The organism is Cryobacterium sp. 10I5 (assembly GCF_035019865.1).
Lineage (GTDB): Bacteria > Actinomycetota > Actinomycetes > Actinomycetales > Microbacteriaceae > Cryobacterium > Cryobacterium breve_A.
Genome location: NZ_JASJVI010000023.1, coordinates 1 through 21725 on the forward strand (window position 1 = coordinate 1; position 21725 = coordinate 21725).

20 protein-coding genes and 1 tRNA gene are annotated in these 21725 nt (G+C 63.5%); 8 read left to right on the forward strand and 13 right to left on the reverse strand.

Annotated features, from left to right (window positions below; genetic code table 11):
• Positions 1–60: 60 nt before the first annotated feature.
• The 7 genes from pknB to QN350_RS08310 form a co-directional block, all read right to left on the reverse strand.
• The gene (gene pknB / locus QN350_RS08280) at positions 61–1758 is read right to left on the reverse strand and encodes a Stk1 family PASTA domain-containing Ser/Thr kinase (protein ID WP_322138508.1); all 1698 of its coding nucleotides are present in this window, start codon (positions 1756–1758) and stop codon (positions 61–63) included.
• 79 nt (positions 1759–1837) lie between these two features.
• Complete coding sequence (locus QN350_RS08285) at positions 1838–3571, reverse strand: protein kinase domain-containing protein (protein ID WP_323516102.1); 1734 nt, start codon at positions 3569–3571, stop codon at positions 1838–1840.
• Entirely contained in the window at positions 3568–5019 is a 1452-nt protein-coding gene (locus QN350_RS08290) for a penicillin-binding protein 2 (protein WP_322138506.1), read from the reverse strand. The genes QN350_RS08285 and QN350_RS08290 overlap by 4 nt, the downstream gene beginning before the upstream one ends.
• Positions 5019–6419, reverse strand: coding sequence for an FtsW/RodA/SpoVE family cell cycle protein (locus QN350_RS08295; RefSeq protein ID WP_323503227.1), 1401 nt, complete (start codon positions 6417–6419; stop codon positions 5019–5021). The genes QN350_RS08290 and QN350_RS08295 overlap by 1 nt, the downstream gene beginning before the upstream one ends.
• Complete coding sequence (locus QN350_RS08300) at positions 6412–7641, reverse strand: PP2C family protein-serine/threonine phosphatase (protein ID WP_281533579.1); 1230 nt, start codon at positions 7639–7641, stop codon at positions 6412–6414. The genes QN350_RS08295 and QN350_RS08300 overlap by 8 nt, the downstream gene beginning before the upstream one ends.
• Before the next feature lie 4 nt (positions 7642–7645).
• Positions 7646–8269, reverse strand: coding sequence for an FHA domain-containing protein (locus tag QN350_RS08305; RefSeq protein WP_322138504.1), 624 nt, complete (start codon positions 8267–8269; stop codon positions 7646–7648).
• Positions 8266–9030, reverse strand: coding sequence for a DUF3662 and FHA domain-containing protein (locus QN350_RS08310; RefSeq protein WP_322138503.1), 765 nt, complete (start codon positions 9028–9030; stop codon positions 8266–8268). Before QN350_RS08310 ends, QN350_RS08305 begins: the two co-directional genes overlap by 4 nt.
• Before the next feature lie 281 nt (positions 9031–9311).
• Between QN350_RS08310 and QN350_RS08315 the strand changes: the two genes are divergently transcribed.
• Positions 9312–9395, forward strand: a tRNA-Leu gene (locus tag QN350_RS08315).
• 243 nt (positions 9396–9638) lie between these two features.
• On the opposite strand, the gene QN350_RS08320 is transcribed toward QN350_RS08315, so the two are convergent.
• Entirely contained in the window at positions 9639–11408 is a 1770-nt protein-coding gene (locus QN350_RS08320; protein WP_322138502.1) for a hypothetical protein, read from the reverse strand.
• Positions 11405–12286 carry a hypothetical protein gene (locus tag QN350_RS08325; protein ID WP_322138501.1) on the reverse strand — a complete coding sequence of 294 codons (882 nt, stop codon included), beginning with the start codon at positions 12284–12286 and terminating at the stop codon, positions 11405–11407. Before QN350_RS08325 ends, QN350_RS08320 begins: the two co-directional genes overlap by 4 nt.
• Before the next feature lie 137 nt (positions 12287–12423).
• Here QN350_RS08325 and QN350_RS08330 point away from each other — a divergent pair, with 137 nt between their 5' ends.
• The gene (locus QN350_RS08330; protein WP_322138500.1) at positions 12424–12702 is read left to right on the forward strand and encodes a helix-turn-helix transcriptional regulator; all 279 of its coding nucleotides are present in this window, start codon (positions 12424–12426) and stop codon (positions 12700–12702) included.
• A gap of 1409 nt (positions 12703–14111) precedes the next feature.
• Complete coding sequence (locus QN350_RS08335) at positions 14112–14639, forward strand: hypothetical protein (protein WP_322138499.1); 528 nt, start codon at positions 14112–14114, stop codon at positions 14637–14639.
• Between the two features lie 82 nt (positions 14640–14721).
• On the opposite strand, the gene QN350_RS08340 is transcribed toward QN350_RS08335, so the two are convergent.
• Both QN350_RS08340 and QN350_RS08345 read right to left on the reverse strand, forming a co-directional pair.
• Positions 14722–14967 carry a helix-turn-helix domain-containing protein gene (locus tag QN350_RS08340; protein ID WP_322138498.1) on the reverse strand — a complete coding sequence of 82 codons (246 nt, stop codon included), beginning with the start codon at positions 14965–14967 and terminating at the stop codon, positions 14722–14724.
• Positions 14968–15063: 96 nt separating this feature from the next.
• On the reverse strand, positions 15064–15924 hold the full coding sequence (locus QN350_RS08345; RefSeq protein ID WP_323516104.1) for a hypothetical protein: 861 nt from the start codon (positions 15922–15924) through the stop codon (positions 15064–15066).
• A gap of 137 nt (positions 15925–16061) precedes the next feature.
• Between QN350_RS08345 and QN350_RS08350 the strand changes: the two genes are divergently transcribed.
• On the forward strand, positions 16062–16376 hold the full coding sequence (locus QN350_RS08350) for a hypothetical protein (protein ID WP_322138496.1): 315 nt from the start codon (positions 16062–16064) through the stop codon (positions 16374–16376).
• Entirely contained in the window at positions 16366–16743 is a 378-nt protein-coding gene (locus QN350_RS08355; RefSeq protein ID WP_322138495.1) for a hypothetical protein, read from the forward strand. Before QN350_RS08350 ends, QN350_RS08355 begins: the two co-directional genes overlap by 11 nt.
• Before the next feature lie 16 nt (positions 16744–16759).
• Here the strand turns inward: QN350_RS08355 and QN350_RS08360 are convergent, their stop codons facing one another.
• Positions 16760–17536, reverse strand: coding sequence for a hypothetical protein (locus QN350_RS08360; protein WP_322138494.1), 777 nt, complete (start codon positions 17534–17536; stop codon positions 16760–16762).
• A 113-nt stretch (positions 17537–17649) separates the two neighbouring features.
• On the reverse strand, positions 17650–18042 hold the full coding sequence (locus QN350_RS08365; protein WP_322138493.1) for a hypothetical protein: 393 nt from the start codon (positions 18040–18042) through the stop codon (positions 17650–17652).
• 1407 nt (positions 18043–19449) lie between these two features.
• On the opposite strand from QN350_RS08365, the gene QN350_RS08370 reads away from it, so the two are divergent.
• The 3 genes from QN350_RS08370 (at position 19450) to QN350_RS08380 (ending at position 21658) form a co-directional block, all read left to right on the forward strand.
• Positions 19450–19842: a helix-turn-helix domain-containing protein gene (locus QN350_RS08370; RefSeq protein WP_322138492.1), complete on the forward strand. Its 393-nt coding sequence runs from the start codon at positions 19450–19452 to the stop codon at positions 19840–19842.
• 34 nt (positions 19843–19876) lie between these two features.
• Positions 19877–20956 carry a DUF3039 domain-containing protein gene (locus QN350_RS08375; protein ID WP_322138491.1) on the forward strand — a complete coding sequence of 360 codons (1080 nt, stop codon included), beginning with the start codon at positions 19877–19879 and terminating at the stop codon, positions 20954–20956.
• Positions 20957–21037: 81 nt separating this feature from the next.
• A complete protein-coding gene (locus QN350_RS08380) occupies positions 21038–21658 on the forward strand; it encodes a hypothetical protein (protein ID WP_322138490.1) in 621 nt (206 codons plus the stop codon).
• The last annotated feature ends 67 nt before the right edge of the window (positions 21659–21725 follow it).

Here is a 21725-nt window from a genome sequence, read left to right on the forward strand (position 1 = left end):
GCCGTCGGTCAGCTCCGCTCAGACCGACGGCTCACCCGCTTTCGCGGGCCGGGTCGTGGACTACTTGGCGCAGTATGTGAGTGCGACTTCGGACTTCTGTTGCACGTCGCCGGGGGCCTGGGATTGCTTGGTGATGGGTGAACCCGGCTGGCTCGCACAGCTGGTGTCCGGGGTCGGCATCGGTACAAGCTGGACGCTCGGGCTCTGCAGGAGTTCACTCGCTGCCGTCAGAGACTGGCCGACGAGGTTCGGCAGGGTGACGAGGCCGCTGGAGATGAAGAGATTGATGGTGTCGCCGGTCTGGGCACTCGCTTGCAGAGCCGGGTCGGTGCGCAGCACGAGGTTGGGTGCGATCGTCGCCGAGTTCTCCTTGGTGATCGACCCTGGCAGGAGCCCGAGAGCACTGATCGCGGACTGGGCGTCGGCGGTCGGCAGGTTCGTGACATCGGGCACGGTCACGGGCTGCGGACCCGTTGAGACGTAGACCTTGATCACATCGGTCGGCTGGGCGATCGTTCCGGCCGGCGGATCTGTACGGGTGACCTTGTCCTTGGGCACCGTGGCGCTGGCCTCCTGGGCCATGGTGGCCGCGAGGTCCGATTCGATCAGGGTGTTCTGGGCGGTCTCGTAGCTCTGGCCGACCAGCGAGGGCACCTTCCGGGAGCTGTCCGGAAGGTCGCTGCTCGGAGTAAGGCTGAAGGCCCAGATCATCACGGAGAGCACGATCACGATCACACTGAGGATGCCGGCCCAGATCCAGATGATGGGAGGTCGTCGCTGGGTGCGCACCATCGTGGCGTCCTCGGCGAGCTGTTTGAGGGCGAGCTCGGATCCGGAGGTTGCCGTCGGCGGAGTGCCGAAAAGGCTCGCGGTGGCTTCGTCGACGGGGCGGTGCAACGGAATCACGCCCGACCCGGCGATCTCGACATCCGTTCGGAATTCAACGGCACTCTGATAGCGGGCGAAACGGTCCTTTTCGAGGGCGCGCATCACGACGACGTCGAGGGCCGGGGACACCTTGGGGTTGATCGAGCTCGGTACTACCGGGGTCTCGCTGACGTGCTGGTAGGCGACGGCGACCGGGGTGTCGCCGCGGAAGGGCGCACGGCCGGCGAGCATCTCGAAGAGGACGACGCCCGTGGAGTACAGGTCGGTGCGGGCGTCGACGGATTCGCCCTTGGCCTGTTCCGGGGAGAAATAGGAGGCGGTGCCGAGGATCGCGGTGGTCTGTGCGACCGTCGTGGAGGAATCGGAGATAGCTCTGGCGATGCCGAAGTCCATCACCTTGACCTGGCCGGTCTTGGTGATCATGATGTTGCCCGGCTTGATGTCGCGGTGCACGACGCCCGCGCGGTGCGAGTACTCGAGCGCCGTCAGTACACCGTCGATGATGCGCACGGCCTCGGTGGCCTGGACAGGGCCTTCGCGGATGATGTCCTTGAGCAGGCGTCCGTCGACGAATTCCATGACGATGAACGGAATCTGCGACTCGAGGCCGCCGGGTTCTCCGACGGTCTCCTCGCCGGCATCGAAGACGCGCACGATCGTGGGGTGCGCCATCCGTGCTGCAGCCTGCGCCTCCTGGCGGAAGCGGGTGCGGAAAGCGGGATCGGCCGCGAGGGAGGACTTCAGGAGTTTGATAGCCACCGTGCGGCCGAGCCGCGCGTCGGTGCCGATATGGACGTCGGACATGCCGCCGCGACCAATGAGTGCCCCCACTCGATAGCGGCCTGCGAGCAGGCGGCCTTCATCACTCACAGACTCACTCCCACTCTTGTCGACCAGCGTCCCCGGTCACCCAGATCTTGGCTATTTTACCTGAAGTACCCAAGCTCGCTTACGGGGCGACCGTGACCGGCGTTGAGGACGGTGACCAGCCGGAAGCAACCTGGCCGCAGTAGTACAGGAACTTGACCGTCACCGGCCCCGGCGCCGCGCCCGCGGTGACCGTTGCGGTGGTGACATCGGCAGGCGTCGGGTTCGCTGACGCTACGGCGCCGCCGGTGGCCTCGAGCTTGTACCCGGCCAGCGTCTGCCCGGCAGGGCAGGACTGGGCCGCCCAGGTGTACGTGACCGTGCCACCGGGGGCGACGGTGACCTTGTCCGCCTTCGGGGCTGCGGTCGGGGTGTCCGGGACGAGGGCCGGTGCGTAGACCGTGACGGTGATCTTCTCACCCTTCTTGACCGGGCCGGTCGGGTTGACCTTGTAGACCGTGTCGACAACCTGAGTGGCCGGGTCGACTGAGGCGTTACCCGTGACGACGTCGGCGACGAAGCCCATTTGCTGGAGAATTGTGCGGGCCTCCCCGCTCGTCTTCCCGAGGAAGTCGGCCTCGGTCACCTCCGCCGTTGTGGGCGTCGGTGTCGGTGTCGGCGTCGGCGTGGTCGTCGGTGTCGGAGAGGGTGTCGGCGTCTTCGATGGCGTGGGCGCCGGGGTGCTCGACGTGCTCGACGTCGTGACCGGGGTGTTTCCGCTGTTCTGCTGGGAAACGAACGCGATGATGCCACCGATGAGCACGAGGGCGAGGAGCGCGATCAGTGCGATGAGAGGCCAGGTCCACGGGCTGCGCTTCTTCTTCGCTGCCTCCTCGGCCTCCGCCGCTGCCGTCGACGCGCGCGTGACAGGGGGCAGGCCGGAGGGAAGCAGCGTGGTGGCCTGGGCGTTCGCGCCGGCACCGGGCATCAGCATGGTCGCCATGGTGGGGGTGACCCCGTTCATGACGGCAGGAACGGAAGCGGCCGCGAGTGCGACATCACCGCGGCGCAGGGCCGTTGCAGCCCGCGCGAGGTGGGCCGCAGAAGCCGGGCGATCCGCCGGGTTCTTGGCGAGACACGAGATGACGAGGTTGCGGACCGGCTCGGAGACGGTGTCCGGCAGGTCGGGCGCGATTTCGTTGATCTGCGCCATCGCGATGGCGACCTGAGACTCTCCCGTGAACGGGCGGCGTCCGGCGAGGCACTCGTATGCGACGATGCCGAGTGAGTAGATGTCCGTCGTCGGGGACGCCGAGCGACCGCTCGCCTGCTCGGGCGAGAGGTACTGCACGGTGCCCATGACCTGGCCGGTTGCGGTCAGGGGAACCTGGTCCGCGATGCGGGCGATGCCGAAGTCGGTGATCTTGACGCGGCCGTCCGGGGTGATCAGCAGGTTTCCGGGCTTGATGTCCCGGTGTACGAGTCCGGCGGCGTGGGCCGCGTGCAGGGCGGATGCCGTCTGCGCGACGATGTCGAGGACCTTATCGGTCGGCAGGACGTGCTCGCGTTCGAGGATTGTGGACAGGGCTTCGCCGGGAACGAGTTCCATGACGAGGAACGCGCTGCCGTCTTCTTCTCCGTAGTCGAAGACATTGGCGATGCCTTCGTGGTTGACGAGAGCGGCGTGACGGGCTTCGGCGCGGAAGCGCTCGAGGAAGCCCGGGTCACCGAGGTACTCGTCTTTCAAGATCTTGATGGCGACGGTACGACCGATTACGAGGTCGACGGACTGCCAGACCTCGCCCATTCCGCCGATGGCGATCCGGGACTTCAGTTCGTAGCGTCCCCCGAAGGTGAGCCCTGCTGTGGGTCTCATTTGTTCAGCACCGCCTCTAGTACCTGCTTTGCAACGGGTGCGGCGAGCAAATTGCCGTACCCCTTCTGGCCAAGACCTCCGCCATCCTCGACGAGGACGGTGATCGCGTATTTTGGATCTTCTGCGGGAGCAAAACCGGTGAACCAGAGTGTGTATGGCTCGTTAGTTCCGTTCTCGGCCGTGCCCGTCTTTCCCGCCACGTTGACCCCGTCTATTCTTGCATTGCTCGCCGCGCCATCCGCGACGTTGTTGACCATCATCTGGGTCATCGTGGCCGCGGTTGCGGCGCTGATCACCTGTTTCACTGTCTTCGGCGTAAAGCTTTCGAGCGGGCTGAGATTGGGGGCGATGATTTCCTCCACGAGGTTCGGCGCCATCTGCATTCCGCCGTTCGCGATTGTCGCCGACACCATCGCCATCTGTATGGGCGTTGCGCGCACTTCGTACTGTCCGAACGCCGACAGTGCGGTCTGTGCGTCGTCGAGGACCGTGGGGTACACGCTCGTCGCGACATCGAGGGGTACCGAGTAGCTCGTGTTGAACCCGTACTTCTCGGCCATCTCCCGGATGGCCGTCGACCCGAGCTGCAGCCCGAGCTCGGCCATGGGAATGTTGCAGGACAGGCGCAGCGCGGTGGCGATCGTGACCGTGTCACCGCCGCCGCAGGTGCCGCCGCCGGAGTTGATCACGATCGACGAGCTGCCCGGCAGCGTGAAGGTTGCCAGGTTCGGGAAGGCACTGTCGGGGGTGAACTTGCCCGATTCGATCGCAGCGGATGCGACGACGAGCTTGAAAACGGACCCCGGAGGGTTGAGCGCATCGATGGAACGGTTGATCAGTGGGTTACCCGGATCGCTCACGAGGCTCTGGTAGGTGTCGGTGACGGCCTGGTTGTCGTGCACGGCGAGCAGGTTCGGGTCATAGCTCGGCTTGGACACCATGGCCAGGATCCGGCCGGTCTTCGGCTCGGTGACGATGACCGAACCGGTGAGGTTCCCGAGGGCATCCCAGGCGGCCTGCTGGGCGACGGGGTCGATCGTGACCTCGACCGATGCGCCCTTGGACGCCTGCCCGGTGACGAGGGAGTTCATCTGGTCGAAGAACTGGGAGTCCGAGGTTCCGCTGAGTTCGCCGTTGAGTGCTCGCTCGAGCCCCGTCGCGGCACCGTTGATGGGCAGGAAGCCCGTGACGGGGGCGTAGAGCGCGGCGTTGCTATACGTGCGCAGGTACTTGTAGTTGTCGTCTGTCGGGACCGACTGTGCGATCGGGGTGCCGGCGACCAGGATGGAGCCGCGCTGGACCATGTAGCTGTCGTACAGTGTGCGGGTATTGCGGGAGTCCGCGGACAGGCTTTCGGCCTGGAAGACCTGGATGATCGTCGTCGAGGTCAGCAGGGCGACGAACATCAGCATGACGACGATGCTGACGCGCTTGAGTTCGCGATTCATCAGACCACCAGCCGGGGTTGGTTACGAATGGTGTCGGACAGGCGCAGCAGGAGCGCGACGATGATCCAGTTGGCGACGAGCGATGACCCGCCGGCCGCAAGGAACGGCGTTGTGAGCCCCGTGAGCGGAATGACCCTGGTGACACCGCCGATCACGATGAAGCACTGCAGGGCGACGACGAAGGAGAGCCCGACGCCGAGGAGCTTGCCGAAGTCGTCGTGCCCGGCGAAGCCGATGCGGATGCCGCGGGCGACGAAGAGCAGGTACAGGGCCAGGATCGCGAACAGCCCGGCGAGGCCGAGTTCCTCGCCGAGGCTCGCGATGATGTAGTCGCTCTGCGGAACCGGGGTGATTTCGGGGCGCCCCTGGCCGAGGCCGGTGCCGAGAAGCCCGCCCTTGGCGAGCCCGAACAGGCCCTGGACGAGCTGGTAGCTGCCGCCGTCCGCGTTGTACACGTCGGGGTTGAGCGCATCGAGCCAGTTCTGGAACCGGCCGTGCACGTAGTCGAGGGTCTGGCTGGCGATGATCGCGCCGCCGATGAAGAGGGTCATGCCGAGCAGCACCCAGCTGAGGCGGCCGGTCGCGATGTAGAGCATGACGAGGAACAGCCCGAAGTAGAGCAACGCCGTTCCGAGGTCACGCTGGAAGATGATGACCGACATCGACAGGGCCCAGAGCACCAGGATCGGACCGAGGTCGCGCAGCCGCGGGAACTTCATCCAGAGCACCCGGCGGCCGACCATCGACAGGCTGTCCCGGTTGCGGACCAGATACCCGGCGAAGAAGATCGCAAGGGCGATCTTCGCGATCTCACCGGGTTGGAAGGTTGCGAAGGAGCCGATGCCGATCCAGACCCTGGCACCGCTGACCTCGCGGCCGAGGCCGGGGACGAGAGGGAGGAGGAGCAGGACGACCGCGACGAACCCGGACACGTAGGTGTAGCGGAAGAGGACCCGGTGGTTGCGGATGACGAGCATCACCGTGATGGCGCAGGCGATCGCAAGGCCGCTCCACACGGTCTGGCGCACAGCGGCGCTGTTCCAGCCGGCGTCTCCGTTGGCGATGTCGATGCGGTAGATCATCGCAATCCCGATGCCGTTCAGGAGCGTCGCGATCGGCAGGATGAACGGGTCGGCGTCGCGCGCGACGAAGCGCAACACGATGTGCAGGCAGAGCACGAGCCCGGACAGCCCGGCGCCGAGCACGACGAGGGTCGTGTCGATGTGCCCGAGCGCTCCGAGCTGGACGAGCACGACGGCCGAGGCGTTGATCCCGCACGCGACGATCAGCAGGAACAGTTCGACGTTCCGCATCTTCTGCGGCAGGTGCAGTCGCCTCGTGCTGCCGGGCTTGGACCTCGGCGCGCGCGCGGGGGCATCCGCTGCCCGGGAGTTACTCATTCTTGGCCTTTGTCAGGCGATCGATCACGAGGCGGGCCTCATCGAGCGAAGCGGCGCTGATGGTCTGCTCGACCTGCTGCCGGTCGTAGACCCGCAGGTCTGTGACCTGGAGCGGGGTCTCTTCGTAGACGGAGTGGAGGGAGATGGGCCCGAGGTCCTGTTGCACGCCGCGGAAGATGGCGACCGTGCTGCCCTCGACGCCGACGTAGTAGCGGGTCTGGGTCCACTGGTAGCCGAGGATGCCGCCGCCGACAAGCGCGACGATCAGCAGGATCACGCCGGCGAGCCACGTGGCCTTGCGACGGCGGGCGCGGCGGGCGTCCTCCTCGATGAGTTCGGTGAGGTAGTCCTGAGAGTCGGGTTCGAAATGGGTCTCGCGAACGGGGTGCAGGCGCAGGCTCGACATCCGCAGGGCGCGGCTGCGTCCGGGCTCCTCCCCGAAGGCCAACGGGGCGGATGCCGACCCGACGACGACGGGGGTGTCGACGCGTTCGTCCGGCGCACCGATGTCGACGACGACGATCGTGACATTGTCCGGGGCTCCGCCGTCGAGGCTCTCCTTGACGAGACGATCGGCGACGCCCTGCGGATCGAGTTCGCTCGAGAGTGCGGCGGCGATGCTCGTGTTGGAGACGACGCCGCTCAGTCCGTCAGAGCAGATCAGCCAGCGGTCGCCTGCAAAGGTCGCGAGGATCGAGGTATCGATCTCGGGGGCGGCCTCGACGTCGCCGAGTACGCGCATCAGGACCGAGCGGCGCGGGTGCACCATCGCCTCCTGCTCGGTGATGCGGCCGCTATCGACGAGACGCTGTACGAAGGTGTGGTCGATCGTGATCTGGGAGAGCTCGCCCTCGCGCAGCAGGTAGATCCGTGAGTCGCCGATGTGGGCGATCGCGACCTCGTCGTTCAGCACGATGAGGGCGCTGACGGTCGTGCCCATTCCGGTCAGCTCGGTGTGCTCGTAGACCGTCTCTGCGAGGAGCGAGTTTGCCGCGATCAGGGCGGCCTGGAGGGCGAATTCTGCGTCCTGCGGGCTCTGGAAGTCCCGGTCGGCCTCGATGATGCGCTTGGTGGCGATCGCGGAGGCGACGTCGCCGCCGGCGTGCCCGCCCATGCCATCGGCGACGAGGAACAGGTGCTGGCCAGAGTAGCCGGAGTCCTGGTTGTTGGACCGGATCCTTCCAACGTGGGACGCGGCCGCGCTGTGACTGACTGTCGCCATGGACCTACCGCCGAAGCTCGAAGCTGGTCGCGCCGATCTTGACGGTGGTGTTCAAGGGGACAGGAGTCGGAACCGCGAGGCGAACGCCCGCGAGGAAGGTGCCGTTTGTCGAATCGAGATCCTGGATCATCCACTTGTCATTCCACAGCATCAGCCGGGCATGGTGGGTCGACGTGTAGTCGTCGCGAATGACAAGACTCGAATCGGCGGACCGACCGATCGTCACAGAATCGACGGTCAGGGGGAATTCGGTGCCGGCCTTCGGGCCGGAGGTGATCACGAGCCTGGTCGCGTTCTGGGCGGTGGCCTTGTCGCCGGGGCCGAGGTCACTCTTCGCGGCCTGCGCCGAGAACTGTTCCGTCGGTGCAGCAGCGGATGCCGGCGGCGGCTGGACGAAGGCGGGGGCGGGGCCGGCCTGCATCACCGGCGCCGCGGCCGGAATGGCAGAGGGGAAAGCTGCGGCGAGTCCCGCGGACGCCACGGCGGGGGCGCCATCCTTGGGCTGCTTGCGCACGCGCTGGCCGAAGAGGTCGCTGCGGAGGGCATAGACGATGCCGAAGATGAAAAGCCAGAGCACTAGCAGGAAACCGAGCCTCAGGACGAGCAGGGTCAGCTCGCTGACATTCATGCGGAGGGCCCCCAGAATCCGCCCATGTCGTGGCGCTCGTGTGGTGCGGCGGGAAGGTCGGTGCGTTGCCCTGCGGAGGCGGCGGGGGCATCCGCGTGCGCCTGGGCGAGCACCCGGAAGACGATGCGGGTGCGGCCGATCGTGATGACCGAATCCGGTTCGAGGATCGCCTGCTTGACGGGGACCCCGTTGAGCTGGGAACCGTTCGTGGAGCCGAGGTCGCGCACCTGCGCACGGGCGCCGTCCCAGGTGATCTCGACGTGGCGGCGGGAGGTGCCGGTGTCGTCGATCGTGATGTCGGCATCCGTGCCGCGCCCGATGACCGTTGTCGACTTGCGGAGCGGGTACCGCTTGCCGCCGACGTCGACGACGGGCGTCCAGGTCACGCTGCCCTTGACGGTGGACGAGTCGATCTGGACCATGCCCTCGCTGAGGCCGCGGTCATCGGAGAGGCTGATCGAGATGCCGCCGGCGAACTGGTAGCGCTGCTCGTTGCCGTGCTGCTGGACCAGGTCGGTGAGCTCGTCGATGAGCGCCGGTCCGAGATTGGTCATGCGCTGGAAGTCGGTGTGGCTCATGCGGACGGTGAAGCGATTGGGCGCGAGGATGCGGTCGCGGGACACCACAGCTGCCTTGGTGTCGAGTTCGCGACGCAGCGCGGAGGTGATCTCCACCGGCTGAAGTCCCGACTTGAACGTCTTGGCAAACGCACCGTTTACGGCGCGCTCAAGACCTTTTTCAAAGTTATCCAGAATGCCCACAGGTCTCCCGATCCGATCCTTTCGGCTATCAGCATGTTACTTGCCTCGCATGTCAACTTGCCCGCCGGGCACATGGGACGGGGAATTGTCATCCTACGGGAGGCAGCTATGCGTACGGGTTTGGCCGGATTTCCGTCCGGCCAGGAGGCAGTCTTGCACGACTCGAGTTCCCGAGGGTCACGAGACCGTAAACGAGTGGATGCTGCGCGCCCCTTCCCGCCTCGCCCGGCGACCGGACGAATGGCATTCGCACCCCGAATAGTGCTAGCCTCTCTAAGTTCGCGCGAGTGGCGGAATTGGCAGACGCGCTGGCTTCAGGTGCCAGTGTTCGAAAGGACGTGGGGGTTCAAGTCCCCCCTCGCGCACAGTGGGTTGATTGCCAAATAGGTTGAATCTATTTGCGAAACCCGGTCGGACAAGAAAGGCCCCCGAGAAATCGGGGGCCTTTCGTCATTCCTGGCGCTTAGGTTGCCTCACGGCGAAGCCGACTCACCACGCAAAGGCCATTCGGGCACGAAAAAGCGCCCCAGCGGACTCGAAGAGGTGTTTTCGAGCGTGCTGGAGCGCCGTGTATTGCGAGTGAAAGTGTCGGTGGACCCGGGCCGGGCCTAGGTCTTGGCTGGTGACGTCTGGAAGTCGTCCCAGGCGGCGACGCGCTTGTCCTTGCGGTTCTTGCGCCTCTTCCGGAGCAGGAGTTTCCGTGCCTTGCGGTCGGCGCGTTCGTCGTCGGTCTCGGGCCGGAGCATGTCGTCGCGGAACTTTTGCAGTTTCCGGAGGTTGCCGGCGACGACGAGGATGCTCACGAGTAGGTATTGGGCGGTGGAGCCGCGGACGCGTCGCCGGCTGGAGTCGCCGATGGCTTCGTGGGAGCTGTCTTTGAGGAAGCCGTTGGCGCCTTCGATGGTGTTGCGGTCGTGGGAGTAGATTTCCTGCCACTCGTTGCTGCCGTACTGATAGTGCTGGGCGAGCTTCGCGCCGACCTCGAACGGGACGCTCACCGAGGTAGCATTAGTGCAGATTGTGTCGGGCTTGACGGGCGGGTTATAGATGGTCGTCAGTGCGTCGTCGACCTTGGCGCAACCGTTCTCGACGAGCGGGCAGCTGACGGTTGCGCCGGGCCCTCGGGCTGGGCACATCATCGGGACGCGTCCCTTGGCGTCGGGCTTCTCCTTGGGGCGCAGCATGTACTGGCGGCGTTCCACGATACGTTTCCGCCAGGTGGCGGCGTTGATTTCCTTCGCACGGTAGAGGAGGGTCGCGTTGATGAGGCCTTCGGGCATTGACGGGCAGTACAAGGCGCCCTCGACCTGGATGGAACCTGCATAGCCGTTCTTGAGGCCAAGCTGGAGGTCGAGGTAGTCGGTGACGACAAGGTAGCCGAGCTTGCGAAGTGGCATGTGCAGTTCCTCGGTCTTCGCGAAAGCGAAGTACCCGCGGTCGCCGGTGGCGCGGCCCGCGGGGTGCCCTCTCTCGGCGACGCTCTCGAAGATGTGGCGCGCGGTGCGGATGAGCGCTGTCCCCGGGATGTTAAAGCCGATGCCCGCGACGAGGAGCGGGTACCCGGGGAGGGTCTTGGGGTCGTGGTTGGTCTGCACGGCGATGGTCAGGTCCCAGCCGAACACGGACTTCACCGACTTCGTCGAGTCGTTGGTCTCCTTGTGACTGCTGGTACGGCGGTACCAGCCTGCGTCGGACTCAATGGCCACGTGCGTCTTGGACCGTGGAGCGCCGCGCTTCCCGTAGGCGGGAACGACGGTGGCGTCCACGCAGAGATCGCCCTGCCACTGGCTACGGGCCGCTTCGGGCACGAGCTGGAGGGTGGCTTCAATCAAGGCGTTGCACACCCAGTCCAGGCGCGCCTGTTTGACCTCGCTGTTGGCCTCGATACGGTGTCGCAGCGTTTCTTCGTATTGTTCAGGGGTTGAGAACTTCCACTGCTTGCCCGGCTTCGGGTCGATGGCGTCCAGAGCTCGGTGCAGGGCCCGCCAGAGCGGGAAGTACCAGCCCTTGGCGGACTCCCTCTTGCCCCACAGGTCGAGGTGTCGCAGGGACTTCCCGCTCAACCGGTCGGAAGCGATGGTCGCCATCTCCTTGACGAACAGGGCGCTGCGCTCGGTGCTGAGCAGCAGGAAAAGGATGAGCACCGTGCGGGTGCTGGCGACACTCTGACGTCCGCCCGGCGCAGTCTTCACCCGGTCCGCAGCTCGCCAGGCGTCAATTTGCTCGGCGACTTTGGAGTCGTCGACGAGCTTGCCGATGAACTCGACCTGGCTGTGGGATATGCGGCTGGCGTTGCCGGTGAATCCGTGCTTGGGCAGCGTCCGTCGGAGCTGCTCCATGACTGTCGAAGACACCGGCGGCGCGGGTGTCGCCGTCATGGTCGCAGCTCCCCGCGGAAGAGGACCTTCAGGTCGGAGGCCTCGGGCATCCGCACGAACGGCGCGAGCCGTTCGAACGTGCTGAACGTCTTGACGCCGAGCGCTTCGGCGAGGGCGACGATGGGTGTCCTGGCCTCGAGATGCCCCACAATCCACGTGGACCGCAGGCGCTCCACGGTCGGGAACTCGCGGCCCTTCGCCGTGGAGTTCAGAAACTTCTTCACGTAGGCGACCGCGTTGTTGGGGCGCTCGTCCTTCACGAACAGGTAGTCCACGACCAACGGCCCCCGCAGGAGTTGCCGAATGTCGTCCTCCCAGTCGGCCAGGCAGACGACCGTGCGCGGGCTTGCACCCGTCACGGTGACGAGGACGCCGTCCGCTGTGGAGTCCACGTCCTCGACCTTGAGGTGCACGATCTCGGCAGTCGTCAAGGCGCAGCCCGCGGCGAGGGCGAGCAGCACCATCCAGTTATGACGGCGCAGCGCGGTGGACCGCGTGGCGGCCTGACTGCGGAACCGAATCATCGCCGCCGAAGAATACGGGGCAAAGGGATTCGGGCGCGGCTTCTTCCCTGCGTCGCGGCGCACCGGGTCGAACGAGTGGAGCTCGCCGGCGATGCGGAGCAAGCGCAGGCGCTCTGCCCGCGCGACGACAGGAGAGAAGCCTCCCAACTGGCGTGCGGCGAACGTCTCGATGTGTCGTCCGCTGAAGACGATGCTTCGCTCGAGCGGGAGGCAGGCCGTCTCCGTCGTCCAGACGGCGAGCCGGGACACAGCGGTCAGGGCTTTGCTGGCTTCGGCGCTGCTTGTCGGCGCGAAGTCTGCAACGGCGGACCGGGTGAAGTCCGCGACGTCGTCCCAGAGGCGTTTGGGAATCATCGGAGTGAAGTTCTGAATGGTTTGGGCGACATTCGCGTCCAATTGCAGATTACTATATGCGTTATGTATATCGTCGACAAGGGCCAAAGCCTCGGGTGTCATCGGGCACCCCGCGTTCCGTGCTCTACGCTCGTCCTATGTCCAGGCCCGCCCGACCCATTCCGCACGACCTCACGGACAACTGGCCCGAAATGTCCTCGGTAGATCCCGTCGGGGAGGTCGCCCGGCAGTTCGCTCTGAACGTGAAGGCCGCCATCGGAGACCGAAGCATCCGCGGTGCGGCCCGCGACGTGGGCGTGGACCCCTCGACGATGATGTCCGTACTCAACGGCCGCTCCTGGCCCGACCTCGCCACCATCGCCAAGCTCGAAATAGGCTTCGGCGTGGACCTCTGGCCGGGGCGGCTCGACAAGTAGGCGCGGGAGGGAGTCCGTCGAGGAGCTCGTCTTGGGAGAGAGCCGTCGGGTGGATGTCGATTGGGGTGGTGAGTAGAGTTCCATCGCCCGTATCTATGCGCGCGTACGAACGGAGGTGCGGATCTCTGAAGAAGCAGGTGGTCAGTTACTATTTCGGAGGTTCTTTCGCACCTCGATTGCGATCCTCTGGCGGGAGCAAGTCGAGTGGCCCTGCCATGACGGAAGACCTCGCACGTCGCAAGGCCACTTCGCCCTTTCATGGCTGACGAGTGATGAACGTAGGCAAGCGGTGACGCAAGGAGCGATACGCTCAACCTAATGTCCTCCTCATCGCCTGACCCGACCTCAACTGCTATCGCGTTTGGCACTCTCATTACCACTGGCTTAGCCGCAATAGCAGCCTTAGTGAGCGTGGTCCAACGGTGGCGCAGTAGAACCAGCCCCCGGATGACACCGAAATGGACGTCCCTCGCTCAGTCCTTCGGCGGAAGAACCTGGCACCTCCAGGTCATCAACAAGGGTTCTGGTGACGCACTGGACGTTGAGGTCTTTCTAAAAGGCATCGTTGGCGCGAGCACTCCTGTCGCTCGCGGCACAAGACTCTCATTCAACGACAGTGTCGAAATCGGCGTGTCGGACTCGGTCACAAAGGGGTCGAGCCCACAAATAGTGAAACTTCCAGCCGGTGCGGAAGAGATCGCGGTGAAAGTTACCTGGCTTGTTCCCCCTCGAAACAAGACGAAGAAAGCCACGTTCACACACTCTTTGTGATTGACGGCCGGGCCTGAATATGCTGCGAGGACCGGGCGACTCTGCGGCCAAAGTTCTGCGCCGCATCGAGCAAGTCGATGAGACTCGGCTTAGCATCGTCGCACCGCGATACCCCGCCCTAAGGGACCCCGACCTCGATGTTCCCCCACCGTGCACTCGGCTAACTCGTCCGGGCACCCAGCACGGCGCCGACCCTGCGTTGACCGTCACCTGATGGGCGCGTCTCTCGCCCATCACGGGTAACCGTAGCTACCGCACCGGCTCGGCTGCCAATCCCAAGGAACGCTCGTCGCGTGCCAGCGCCACGACCAGGGAAACCTCACGTCCCATGTGGCAGTGTCTTCAATGCGGATTAGTAATAAACATCACCGCAATCCAGAGTCCGCCCGTCAAACGGGCTGACTTCGGTGCCATCGGCCCACGCGAGAAAGAGCGTGCTCGAGCTGGGTCTCGCTGCCCCCACCCCTTGCCCATTCAGCATTCGTTCAGGCAACAATCACTAAAACTGACCAAACTAAAACTCAGGAATCGTTCAGACTAGGAAAAGTGCGATGGATGCAGCGAACCCTCAGCGCCGCGCGTTGAATGACAACGTGGTGAGTCGAGAGAGCTCGGGAGCCGCGGGGAGCGGAGTGCCCGTGCCCCTGTTCATGGATGTCGATGGGGGCCTCTGCGCCTTGCCCGTCTACCTCGGCGCAGTGTGGCCGCTTCTAGAGCGAGTTGAACTTGATGCGCCGGAGCCATATCCGTCGCACGTTTGGGTGAACCCCGCGGCAGTGACCGCGTTGAACGAGTTGATTGACGATGGTCTCGTGCGGCCAATCTGGTGCACGTCTTGGGACGACGCGGCCAACTTTCTCATTCCGGCACTTGGCCTGCACGGGGGCGCCTGGCCTGTCGCCACCCTGGGAACGCGAGAGGGTGGGCTGATCCGGGAGGACATCTGGATCAAGACGGAGGCTGTCAGCCGCGTTGTCGCGGATCAGCGATTCGTCATGGTCGACGACTTCCTCGGTGACCCTGGGGACCGGCCGTTGGCGGCTCCACGCCGCAGCATGGAAATAACCTTTGGCGCCAAGAACATGTTGCTGATTGGCACGAGGCCGGAAAGAGGACTCACCGTGGACGACGTTGCACGGATTCGCGAGTTTATCGAGAAAGCGTGAGGCGACGAACTCCTCACCGCCGTGTGCGAAAGGCGGCTCGGAGACCATCGGCAGCGTTCCGCAATTGGGCGTTGCCCGTGTCTCAGTCTTGGCGCTCAGCATTGTCGCCGAGGCTGTAGGAGACGCTGATGGTGATGCCGAGGGTGTTCATGGTGCGAAATAGCCGGGTGACGTAGAAGTTGGGTTTGCCGTTCTCGAGCCCTTGGAGGTAGTTGCGGGAGAATGCGAGCTTGTGGGCCAGGTCCTCCTGGCGGATGCCACGGGATGCGCGGACCGCCTTGATGACCGCACCGAGGTCCCGGAATCGCTTGACGGTCACCGTGTACATGTGTTGTCTCTCTCCGTGCCGGTTTCGCCGGCTACTCAGCCCAATGCAAGCTTATTTGTGCATACGTGCATGCCCGGATATGCGTGCACTGTAGCCTCACGCGTCCCTCAGCCTTGCCCTAACCTCGTCCCCGTCACGCTCGCGTACGAATCGGACGTATCGGGTGAGCGCCTCCAGGGACTCGATGCCGGCGGCGCGCATCAGCGGGACGACCGGTGTGGCCGCTTCCAGATGTCGGACTATCCAGGTTGCGCGTAGCCGTTGCGACTGGGGTTTGACGCCGACGACTTGGCTGCGGTCGATGAAGTTGGCGATGAGGTTCGGGTAGTACGCGCCGTGGTTCTCTCGGAAGACGAACCTTTCTGGTCCGAGGGCACGGGTCCGGTCAACCAAGACCTGCTCCCAGTCGCGCAGAACGGGCACAGCACGCGGTCCCTCACCGTTGATTTGCAGGAGCACGCCGCCCTCGTCAACCGCGATGTCGCGCACGCGGAGTTGGCCGATTTCGGATGCGGCCAGTCCCGCGCCGGCACCGGTGGCCAGCAGAATCCAGGCGTTCGCGCGCCGTGCCGGAGTCGACTGCGTGGAGGCCCAACTGCGAAGCGAGATCAGCTCCGCGCTCGAGTACGGGGCTGCCGGCTCTGACGGCTCGAGCGCGGCGAGTCGCCGGGGTACCTCGCGCGGGTCGAGCAGTACCTCGGACATCCGCAGAAGCTGGCTCCGGAGGTTGCCCCGGGACGCGGGCTTCAATTTGGGACAGCCGACGGCGATGAACCGGGCGACCACGTCCCGACGGAAGACGGCACCACGTTCCAGCGGCAGCCCTGCCGTCTGCCAGGTCCAGGCAGCGAGGCGTGATGCCGCGACCTTCAACTCGGCCACCGTGTATGGGGTGCCGTCGGCCGAATCCGCGACGGCGTCGAGGACGAATTGCTTCACTTCGATCCAGACTGCCAAGTCCAGATTCGGTTCGTAGTCGGAACTTGTCACCGTAACCCCAAAAGCATCATTTGCAGATTAGTATATGCATCGAACATACCTGAGTCCAGAGTGTGTCGGCCAAGCGAACTGGTCGACAGGGAGGGTCGGCGAACATGGACCATGAACCGCAGGAGGTCACCGCCCTGGTGGGTGACGAGGGCGGCGTCTGGCGCGTCGTCACGCAGGGCAGCTCGCACATCCTCGACCTGGACGCTAAGACGGTCACGCGCATTCCTGGCCCAGGTCGGCCGGCCACCTTCAACGACGTGACGCGGCCGCTCCGCACCCTCGAGGAATGCCGCGTCGGGGAGTCCGGACGGTGGACGATGATGTCCGACGACGAGATGACTGACTTCTACTGGCATGTCACCAGCCAGATCCGCCGGATTGAGCGCGTCGAGCAGTCAGGTGCCGGCCATGAGGATTGAGACGGTCTGGCGCGAAATAGAGGCGACCTGGGGGCTGCTCAACCCTGAGGAAGTGTTGAAGGCCCTGAATCTGCCGAAGACCGATGTCGACGTGGTCTCTCGGATGAGAGCGGATGGACAGCTCCTCGCCATCGAGCGAGGACGTGCGTACGCGTATCCAGGCTTCCAATTCGAATCGGGACACGTAGCGCCCGTCGTTCGGGCACTCGTCGTGCTCGCCCATGAGGTGCGCTGGACGCAGAACGAGCTCATCATCTGGCTGTGTTCTCCCTCCGGCTACTTCGGCGGAGATAGGCCTGTGGGGCACTTGAACGAAGCTGACGAGCTCGTCGAGAAGGCGAGGGACGAGGCGACCGTGGAGTGGTGACGGGCCCATCGAACGGTCAGGGCAAGTCCTCCGTCCCGGCAGAGCGACTCACCGGCCGGAGTGGCGTCGCGGTCGACCACACGGTTTCGTAATGATCCCGCAACACTTTCGTTGTTTGTTCTGAGAGATTCGTCATCACGGTCATCTGCCCTCCGCCGAGCGACGTCCCGATTGTCAGACCCTGACCGCGCGATGGAATCACAAGACGGTCGTGCAATAGTCCGGTGGCCGCGAATCTCAATTCAACGCCATTTCGTGCACCGAGGGCATAGGCCAGATGCCTTCTTCGCGGCTCCTTTGCCTGGCCCGCGGCCTTGACGTCTCGTGTTAGAAAGCGAGTCACATTGGAAAGCTGTACAAGGGATACGACTTCGGTCGAGGGGAGATAGGGATCCACGATCATCGCGTTTTCGCGACGGTCAATCTCGGCGAGCAATTTTGCATACGTAAACGGAGAGTCGAGGCGACCAACAACTTCAATCGGCTTTTCCCTGTCGCTGTCAGCTGAGTGGCCGTCCAACCAATCAGCGAACGCTCGCCCAGCTTCGGTGAGCTGTAAGCCGGGGCCATGAGGCTCAGCAAGATGAGAATCCTGAAGATACCCACTCACCGCGCCAGACGCCCTAGCTATTGCAAAAGGCAGGGAGCTTGTCCGTGCACCGAAGGAGCTAGGCGGGCTGGCTGCCGAAAAAGAATCCACTTGGATCAGCGACGGAAAAATCCCTTCGTCGTTCAGGATTCTGATGAAGAGAAGACCGCGGGTCGCGGAGTCGCTACTAAGGGATATTGCCATCCCATGACTATTGCAGCGCGCCAGCAAAAACACAGCATGCTGAGGTCAGCGAAGGAGGTGTCGACTAAGTAATTCGTATCCGAATTGTCAGTCCGGTTTCCGGACCTTGAAATTCAGCTATGGGACTTTTCCAACTCCAGTGCAGCACGAACCTCGACATACCTCGAGAACCCACTAGTTACGGCGGCAATGACCGAGCCAAACGTGACTAAGGGCAGCAGGAAGCGGAGCGGGTCGAGGGAGTCTTTGCCGTCAAGTTGGATCCCGACCGCGGACGAAAAGGCGCTCGCAATCAAAAGGAGCAGCCACCCCCAAAGGGCACCACGAGCGACCTCGGTCGCCTTGGCATATTCGGCAGCTGTAGCTCCGCGAATTCGAAATGCCCAGATCGTAAGGACAATTGAAACAATTAAGGCGGGGACAAAGACCATCACCGTCACGGCAAGAGAATCGCCCGCGGTCGAGTGAAGTCCAGCTTCGAACAAGAGAAGGCCATTGAATCCCACAGGCAGTAGGAAAACTGCCGGGTGTTTGTCTGGGCCAGGATACAGATGGCCAAGACCAGCGCCGAGCGCGCATACGGCAAGCCCCAGCAGTAGGAAGCCTGCGGGGGCCCAGTCATCCGTCGATAGTCGGAGCCATGTGAGGACGCCAAAACCTGACGCGAGAACGGCGGCAGTCGCTATGTAAAGCCAGGCTTTTCTTGGCTGGGCAGGCCCAGCCCTGCGGGTGAAAAGCGACGGAGCCAGTTGAAGGCCGCCTCCTATGAGAAGGCCTGACGCCGTTGCGCCCGCCGCTCGAAGAAACGGGTCAATTCCTGGCAAGAGCATGGAGGCGGAGAGTAGGAGCCCAGAGGCGATTAAAGCCAGCCCGATGACCCGAGGCCAACTCGTAGGTTCGGGCCCGGCGAGCCGACCCCATGAAGCCCGCACTAGGCGGTCCCGCCTTCAGGCGCTGACACGGACGAGGTGACCGCGGTCTCTTGCTGTCGGCCGCGAGGTGATGTCCAGGTAATCCGTGCACCAAAGGAGACTCTCGTCACTACCGGGTACTCACCGGGGACTTCCCGTCTCTGAGCCGCTGAATCCCACGTTGACGCCAAATGGGGAACCGAGAGAGCTAAGACGTCACCTCTGAGCATTTCGGACCGTTGGCCTTCCACGTGCACGTAGTCCGACGTGAGCTTTATGAGCACATCGTGCGCTCCATCCGGTCCGCCGTTGCGCAGCTCCAGCACATCTCGTTCGGGCCAACTGAACTCCCAGTCGATAATGTTTCGTTCGCTGGCGGCAAGCCGGGCTTGCCGGGCCCGATATTCGCCCAGCACCAACGCCGTGCCGCCGAGAAATGCGGCAGCTAGTGCAATCCACTCACTTGGTCCCATATCCAGAACCTAGCGGCCACGGGCGACACGGAGCGTCCAGTAGAGCTCGATGGAGTCTCGCCTGTCGGCAAATATCCGTTTGCGCCCATCGACTCGAGCGACTTCCTCGCGTCTGCGGAGTCGCGAATCTCTCAGCGACTCTGTGTAGAGATTGCCAAAGACGCCAACGGTCAAGGTGATAGCTGGAACCAACGCCATGCAGAGCTCGTTCGCACGCCCCAATTGCTAACATGCCTACCTTCTCGCCAATGGATACGCGGTTAATGCCACTCCGCTGGCAGCGACGGGGCACAGTCTTGAGAGGTTACCCAAGTTCTGGAGAAGGTCGGGCGTCTTTCACGAACTTGTGGTGGGCCTCACCGCTGCGTCGACGAGTTGACAACAGTTGTGGCACCTGTGACACTTGTGACATGCGTCACCGAAAATCTTGTTGATAATTCTTCAACCACGTTGCGCCGCCGAGGCTCTAGTCCTTAGCCCATATAAAACTAACTATCCAAAATTCACTTTCCGGAATGAGCATCCGACAATGACAACGGTCTCCGTATCCGACGTTTCCGCCGACCAGCTAAGAACTCTCGAAAGCACCCGAGATCAGCTTCCTTCCGGAACGCTAAAGAGTGCGCTCGATTCCATGGCCGCTGAATTGCGCAGAGGAGAAAATGTCCTCGTCCTCGCTGAGGGTTCTTCGGTCACGCCATCCGAAGCTGCCCGTTTTCTCGGGCTAAGTCGAACTCATCTATACAAAGTTCTCGATTCGGGCGCGCTTTCTTTTTTCGTCGTGGGGGTGCGAGATAAGAGGATTCTTGGTAGAGATCTAGTTGCCTATCAAAGCCGGATGTTCCACGCGCAAAGCCAGACGGCGCTGGCCTTCGCTGGGGGAAGTGCCTCCGAGGACGCCGCACTCGACGAGATGTCCTAGCTTTTTTGTGCTGGGGGTCTCGTAGGCTGGGCTAGTGAGCAGAGCCCGACGCGTTACCCTCCGATGTATATGTGACGACCTGAAGCAGGACTGGATTGATCCGGCCGACCTGAGGAATGCGGTGGAGCTCCGCCGAGTCGTTGCACGGCGAATAGCCGGCAAAGCCAAGGATTCCGAAATTGGAGACATGCTTCGGCGACTACCTCCAATATCGCGACTGAGGCATCCCATCATTCATGCGTTTGACGACCAGTTCTCTGGTGCGGATGACGCGAGCACGCTCCGCGAAGCCATCAGTGCGGTGTCCGACCGGGCATGGTGGAAGCAGACCTTTTCGTCCCGTTGGCGGGGAGCGGCAACTGTTTTGATTGAGGATGGGTCCCAAACCGTATGGTTTGGGGCTGCGGGATATCACAGAGCGGGTTCGCCTGAAGATTTCTACTCGTGGTTCGCAGATGAATGCGCTGGCAATTCCGATGCGTTTCTTCCCCAGGCTGAAGACCGGGCTTTGGAAGTGGTCGACTGCAAGGTTGCACAGCTCGACGCTTGGAAAATGCAACTTCACCTCTCCGTGCTTATTCTGCTGGCGAATGCCCTGGATACGTCCAATGCCGGTCCGTTGAAAATCCTCCGACCAGCAGCAGAGCTGGATGTCCTCATGGAACTGTCCATTTCCATCGAGACCCTCGAAGAGGCGGGCGAACAATTAACCGAGGCAATTCTGACGATTGCTCCCATGGAAAGAAAATACGCGCACCTGAATAGCGTTGCGACCCGGACGATTCTCGCGTCCGTGCAGCCTGAAACGCTTGAATGGACAGCGGCTCCCCTCGCCGGTGAGGCCATATCCTATCGAGTGCTTGTAGACCAGACGACGAGTGCACGTGCTCGCCAGACCAGGAGTGAGGGACGCCTGGCTGCGGGAGATCTTCCCGGTGTAGTGAGAATGGGGACCATCGCTCACTACACGCCGGTCACAGGACTAACCGAAGCGTCACTCGAGGGAAGCGCGGTGCGGGCGGTGTGTGGTCACTGGTTCGTGCCCATGCACGACCACGAGGCACTCCTCGTGTGTCTGACGTGCGCGAATGTACGCGATAGCCCTTCGGCCTAAATTATCCACAGGTGCTCCTGGCAGCAGGACCACGTGCCGCACGCGACGGCGCTGTCGGTGCTGCCGGATAGCCTCAGAAATATGACTCCACGGGATTCCACACAGGTCGACACGCGTGCCCACAAGCTGTTCTATGTTCCCTGGACGGACGAGATCGACAATTTCATCCCGGGCGCCGAATTCGGTCGGCTCGTTGCACGAGACGCACGCCTCCCGCTTCAAGTGGCCGTCACGGTGAAGAACCAAATCCCGGACCTGCTCAAGGGCGTGGACTTCGTCACAGAGAAATCGTCCGGGCGCCTCCGAAACCAGGCGCGCGTTGTAGTCCTGCTTCACCCCAGCCTCAAACTTCTCTCTCGAGCGCTTCCCAGCGACAGCGCCAGCAAAGTCGTCGTCGTCGAGTTCCCCACCGTGCCTCTTCACGGCTGGGCAGCTGCGAGCGGGGCGTTCAACGTGGCCACGCGCGAGGTACCCGCTCAGCTCGGCGAGGCGGAGGTAAAGCTGTATGACCGGATCCTCTGGAACCGAAACAACGGGTGGGCCGACGCAGCCGGCAAGCGCGATGCGCTCCACGACCTTCGTCAGCTCCGTGCGGTAGGCCGACTCGACAAGGACGGGCTCATTGGGTTCATGGTGAGCCGCAAGGGGTTTGAAGCTGTCGTGCGGCTGGGGAAGCTTGTCGACAGGGTGCTCGGGGAGTAGAGATTTGGCGTGGGGAGGTGCGGAGCGACTCGACCTCGCGTTCAGGAAATTGGAGCATTTGCGAGTT

Excerpts from the sequence above, each read along its gene's own strand:
- QN350_RS08285 (WP_323516102.1), bottom strand. The coding sequence starts at position 3,571 with ATGAGACCCACAGCAGGGCTCACCTTCGGGGGACGCTACGAACTGAAG.
- QN350_RS08290 (WP_322138506.1), bottom strand. The coding sequence starts at position 5,019 with ATGAATCGCGAACTCAAGCGCGTCAGCATCGTCGTCATGCTGATGTTC.
- QN350_RS08295 (WP_323503227.1), bottom strand. The coding sequence starts at position 6,419 with ATGAGTAACTCCCGGGCAGCGGATGCCCCCGCGCGCGCGCCGAGGTCC.
- QN350_RS08300 (WP_281533579.1), bottom strand. The coding sequence starts at position 7,641 with ATGGCGACAGTCAGTCACAGCGCGGCCGCGTCCCACGTTGGAAGGATC.
- QN350_RS08305 (WP_322138504.1), bottom strand. The coding sequence starts at position 8,269 with ATGAATGTCAGCGAGCTGACCCTGCTCGTCCTGAGGCTCGGTTTCCTG.
- QN350_RS08320 (WP_322138502.1), bottom strand. The coding sequence starts at position 11,408 with ATGACGGCGACACCCGCGCCGCCGGTGTCTTCGACAGTCATGGAGCAG.
- QN350_RS08325 (WP_322138501.1), bottom strand. The coding sequence starts at position 12,286 with ATGATTCCCAAACGCCTCTGGGACGACGTCGCGGACTTCACCCGGTCC.
- QN350_RS08330 (WP_322138500.1), top strand. The coding sequence starts at position 12,424 with ATGTCCAGGCCCGCCCGACCCATTCCGCACGACCTCACGGACAACTGG.
- QN350_RS08340 (WP_322138498.1), bottom strand. The coding sequence starts at position 14,967 with ATGTACACGGTGACCGTCAAGCGATTCCGGGACCTCGGTGCGGTCATC.
- QN350_RS08350 (WP_322138496.1), top strand. The coding sequence starts at position 16,062 with ATGGACCATGAACCGCAGGAGGTCACCGCCCTGGTGGGTGACGAGGGC.
- QN350_RS08355 (WP_322138495.1), top strand. The coding sequence starts at position 16,366 with ATGAGGATTGAGACGGTCTGGCGCGAAATAGAGGCGACCTGGGGGCTG.
- QN350_RS08360 (WP_322138494.1), bottom strand. The coding sequence starts at position 17,536 with ATGGCAATATCCCTTAGTAGCGACTCCGCGACCCGCGGTCTTCTCTTC.
- QN350_RS08370 (WP_322138492.1), top strand. The coding sequence starts at position 19,450 with ATGACAACGGTCTCCGTATCCGACGTTTCCGCCGACCAGCTAAGAACT.
- QN350_RS08380 (WP_322138490.1), top strand. The coding sequence starts at position 21,038 with ATGACTCCACGGGATTCCACACAGGTCGACACGCGTGCCCACAAGCTG.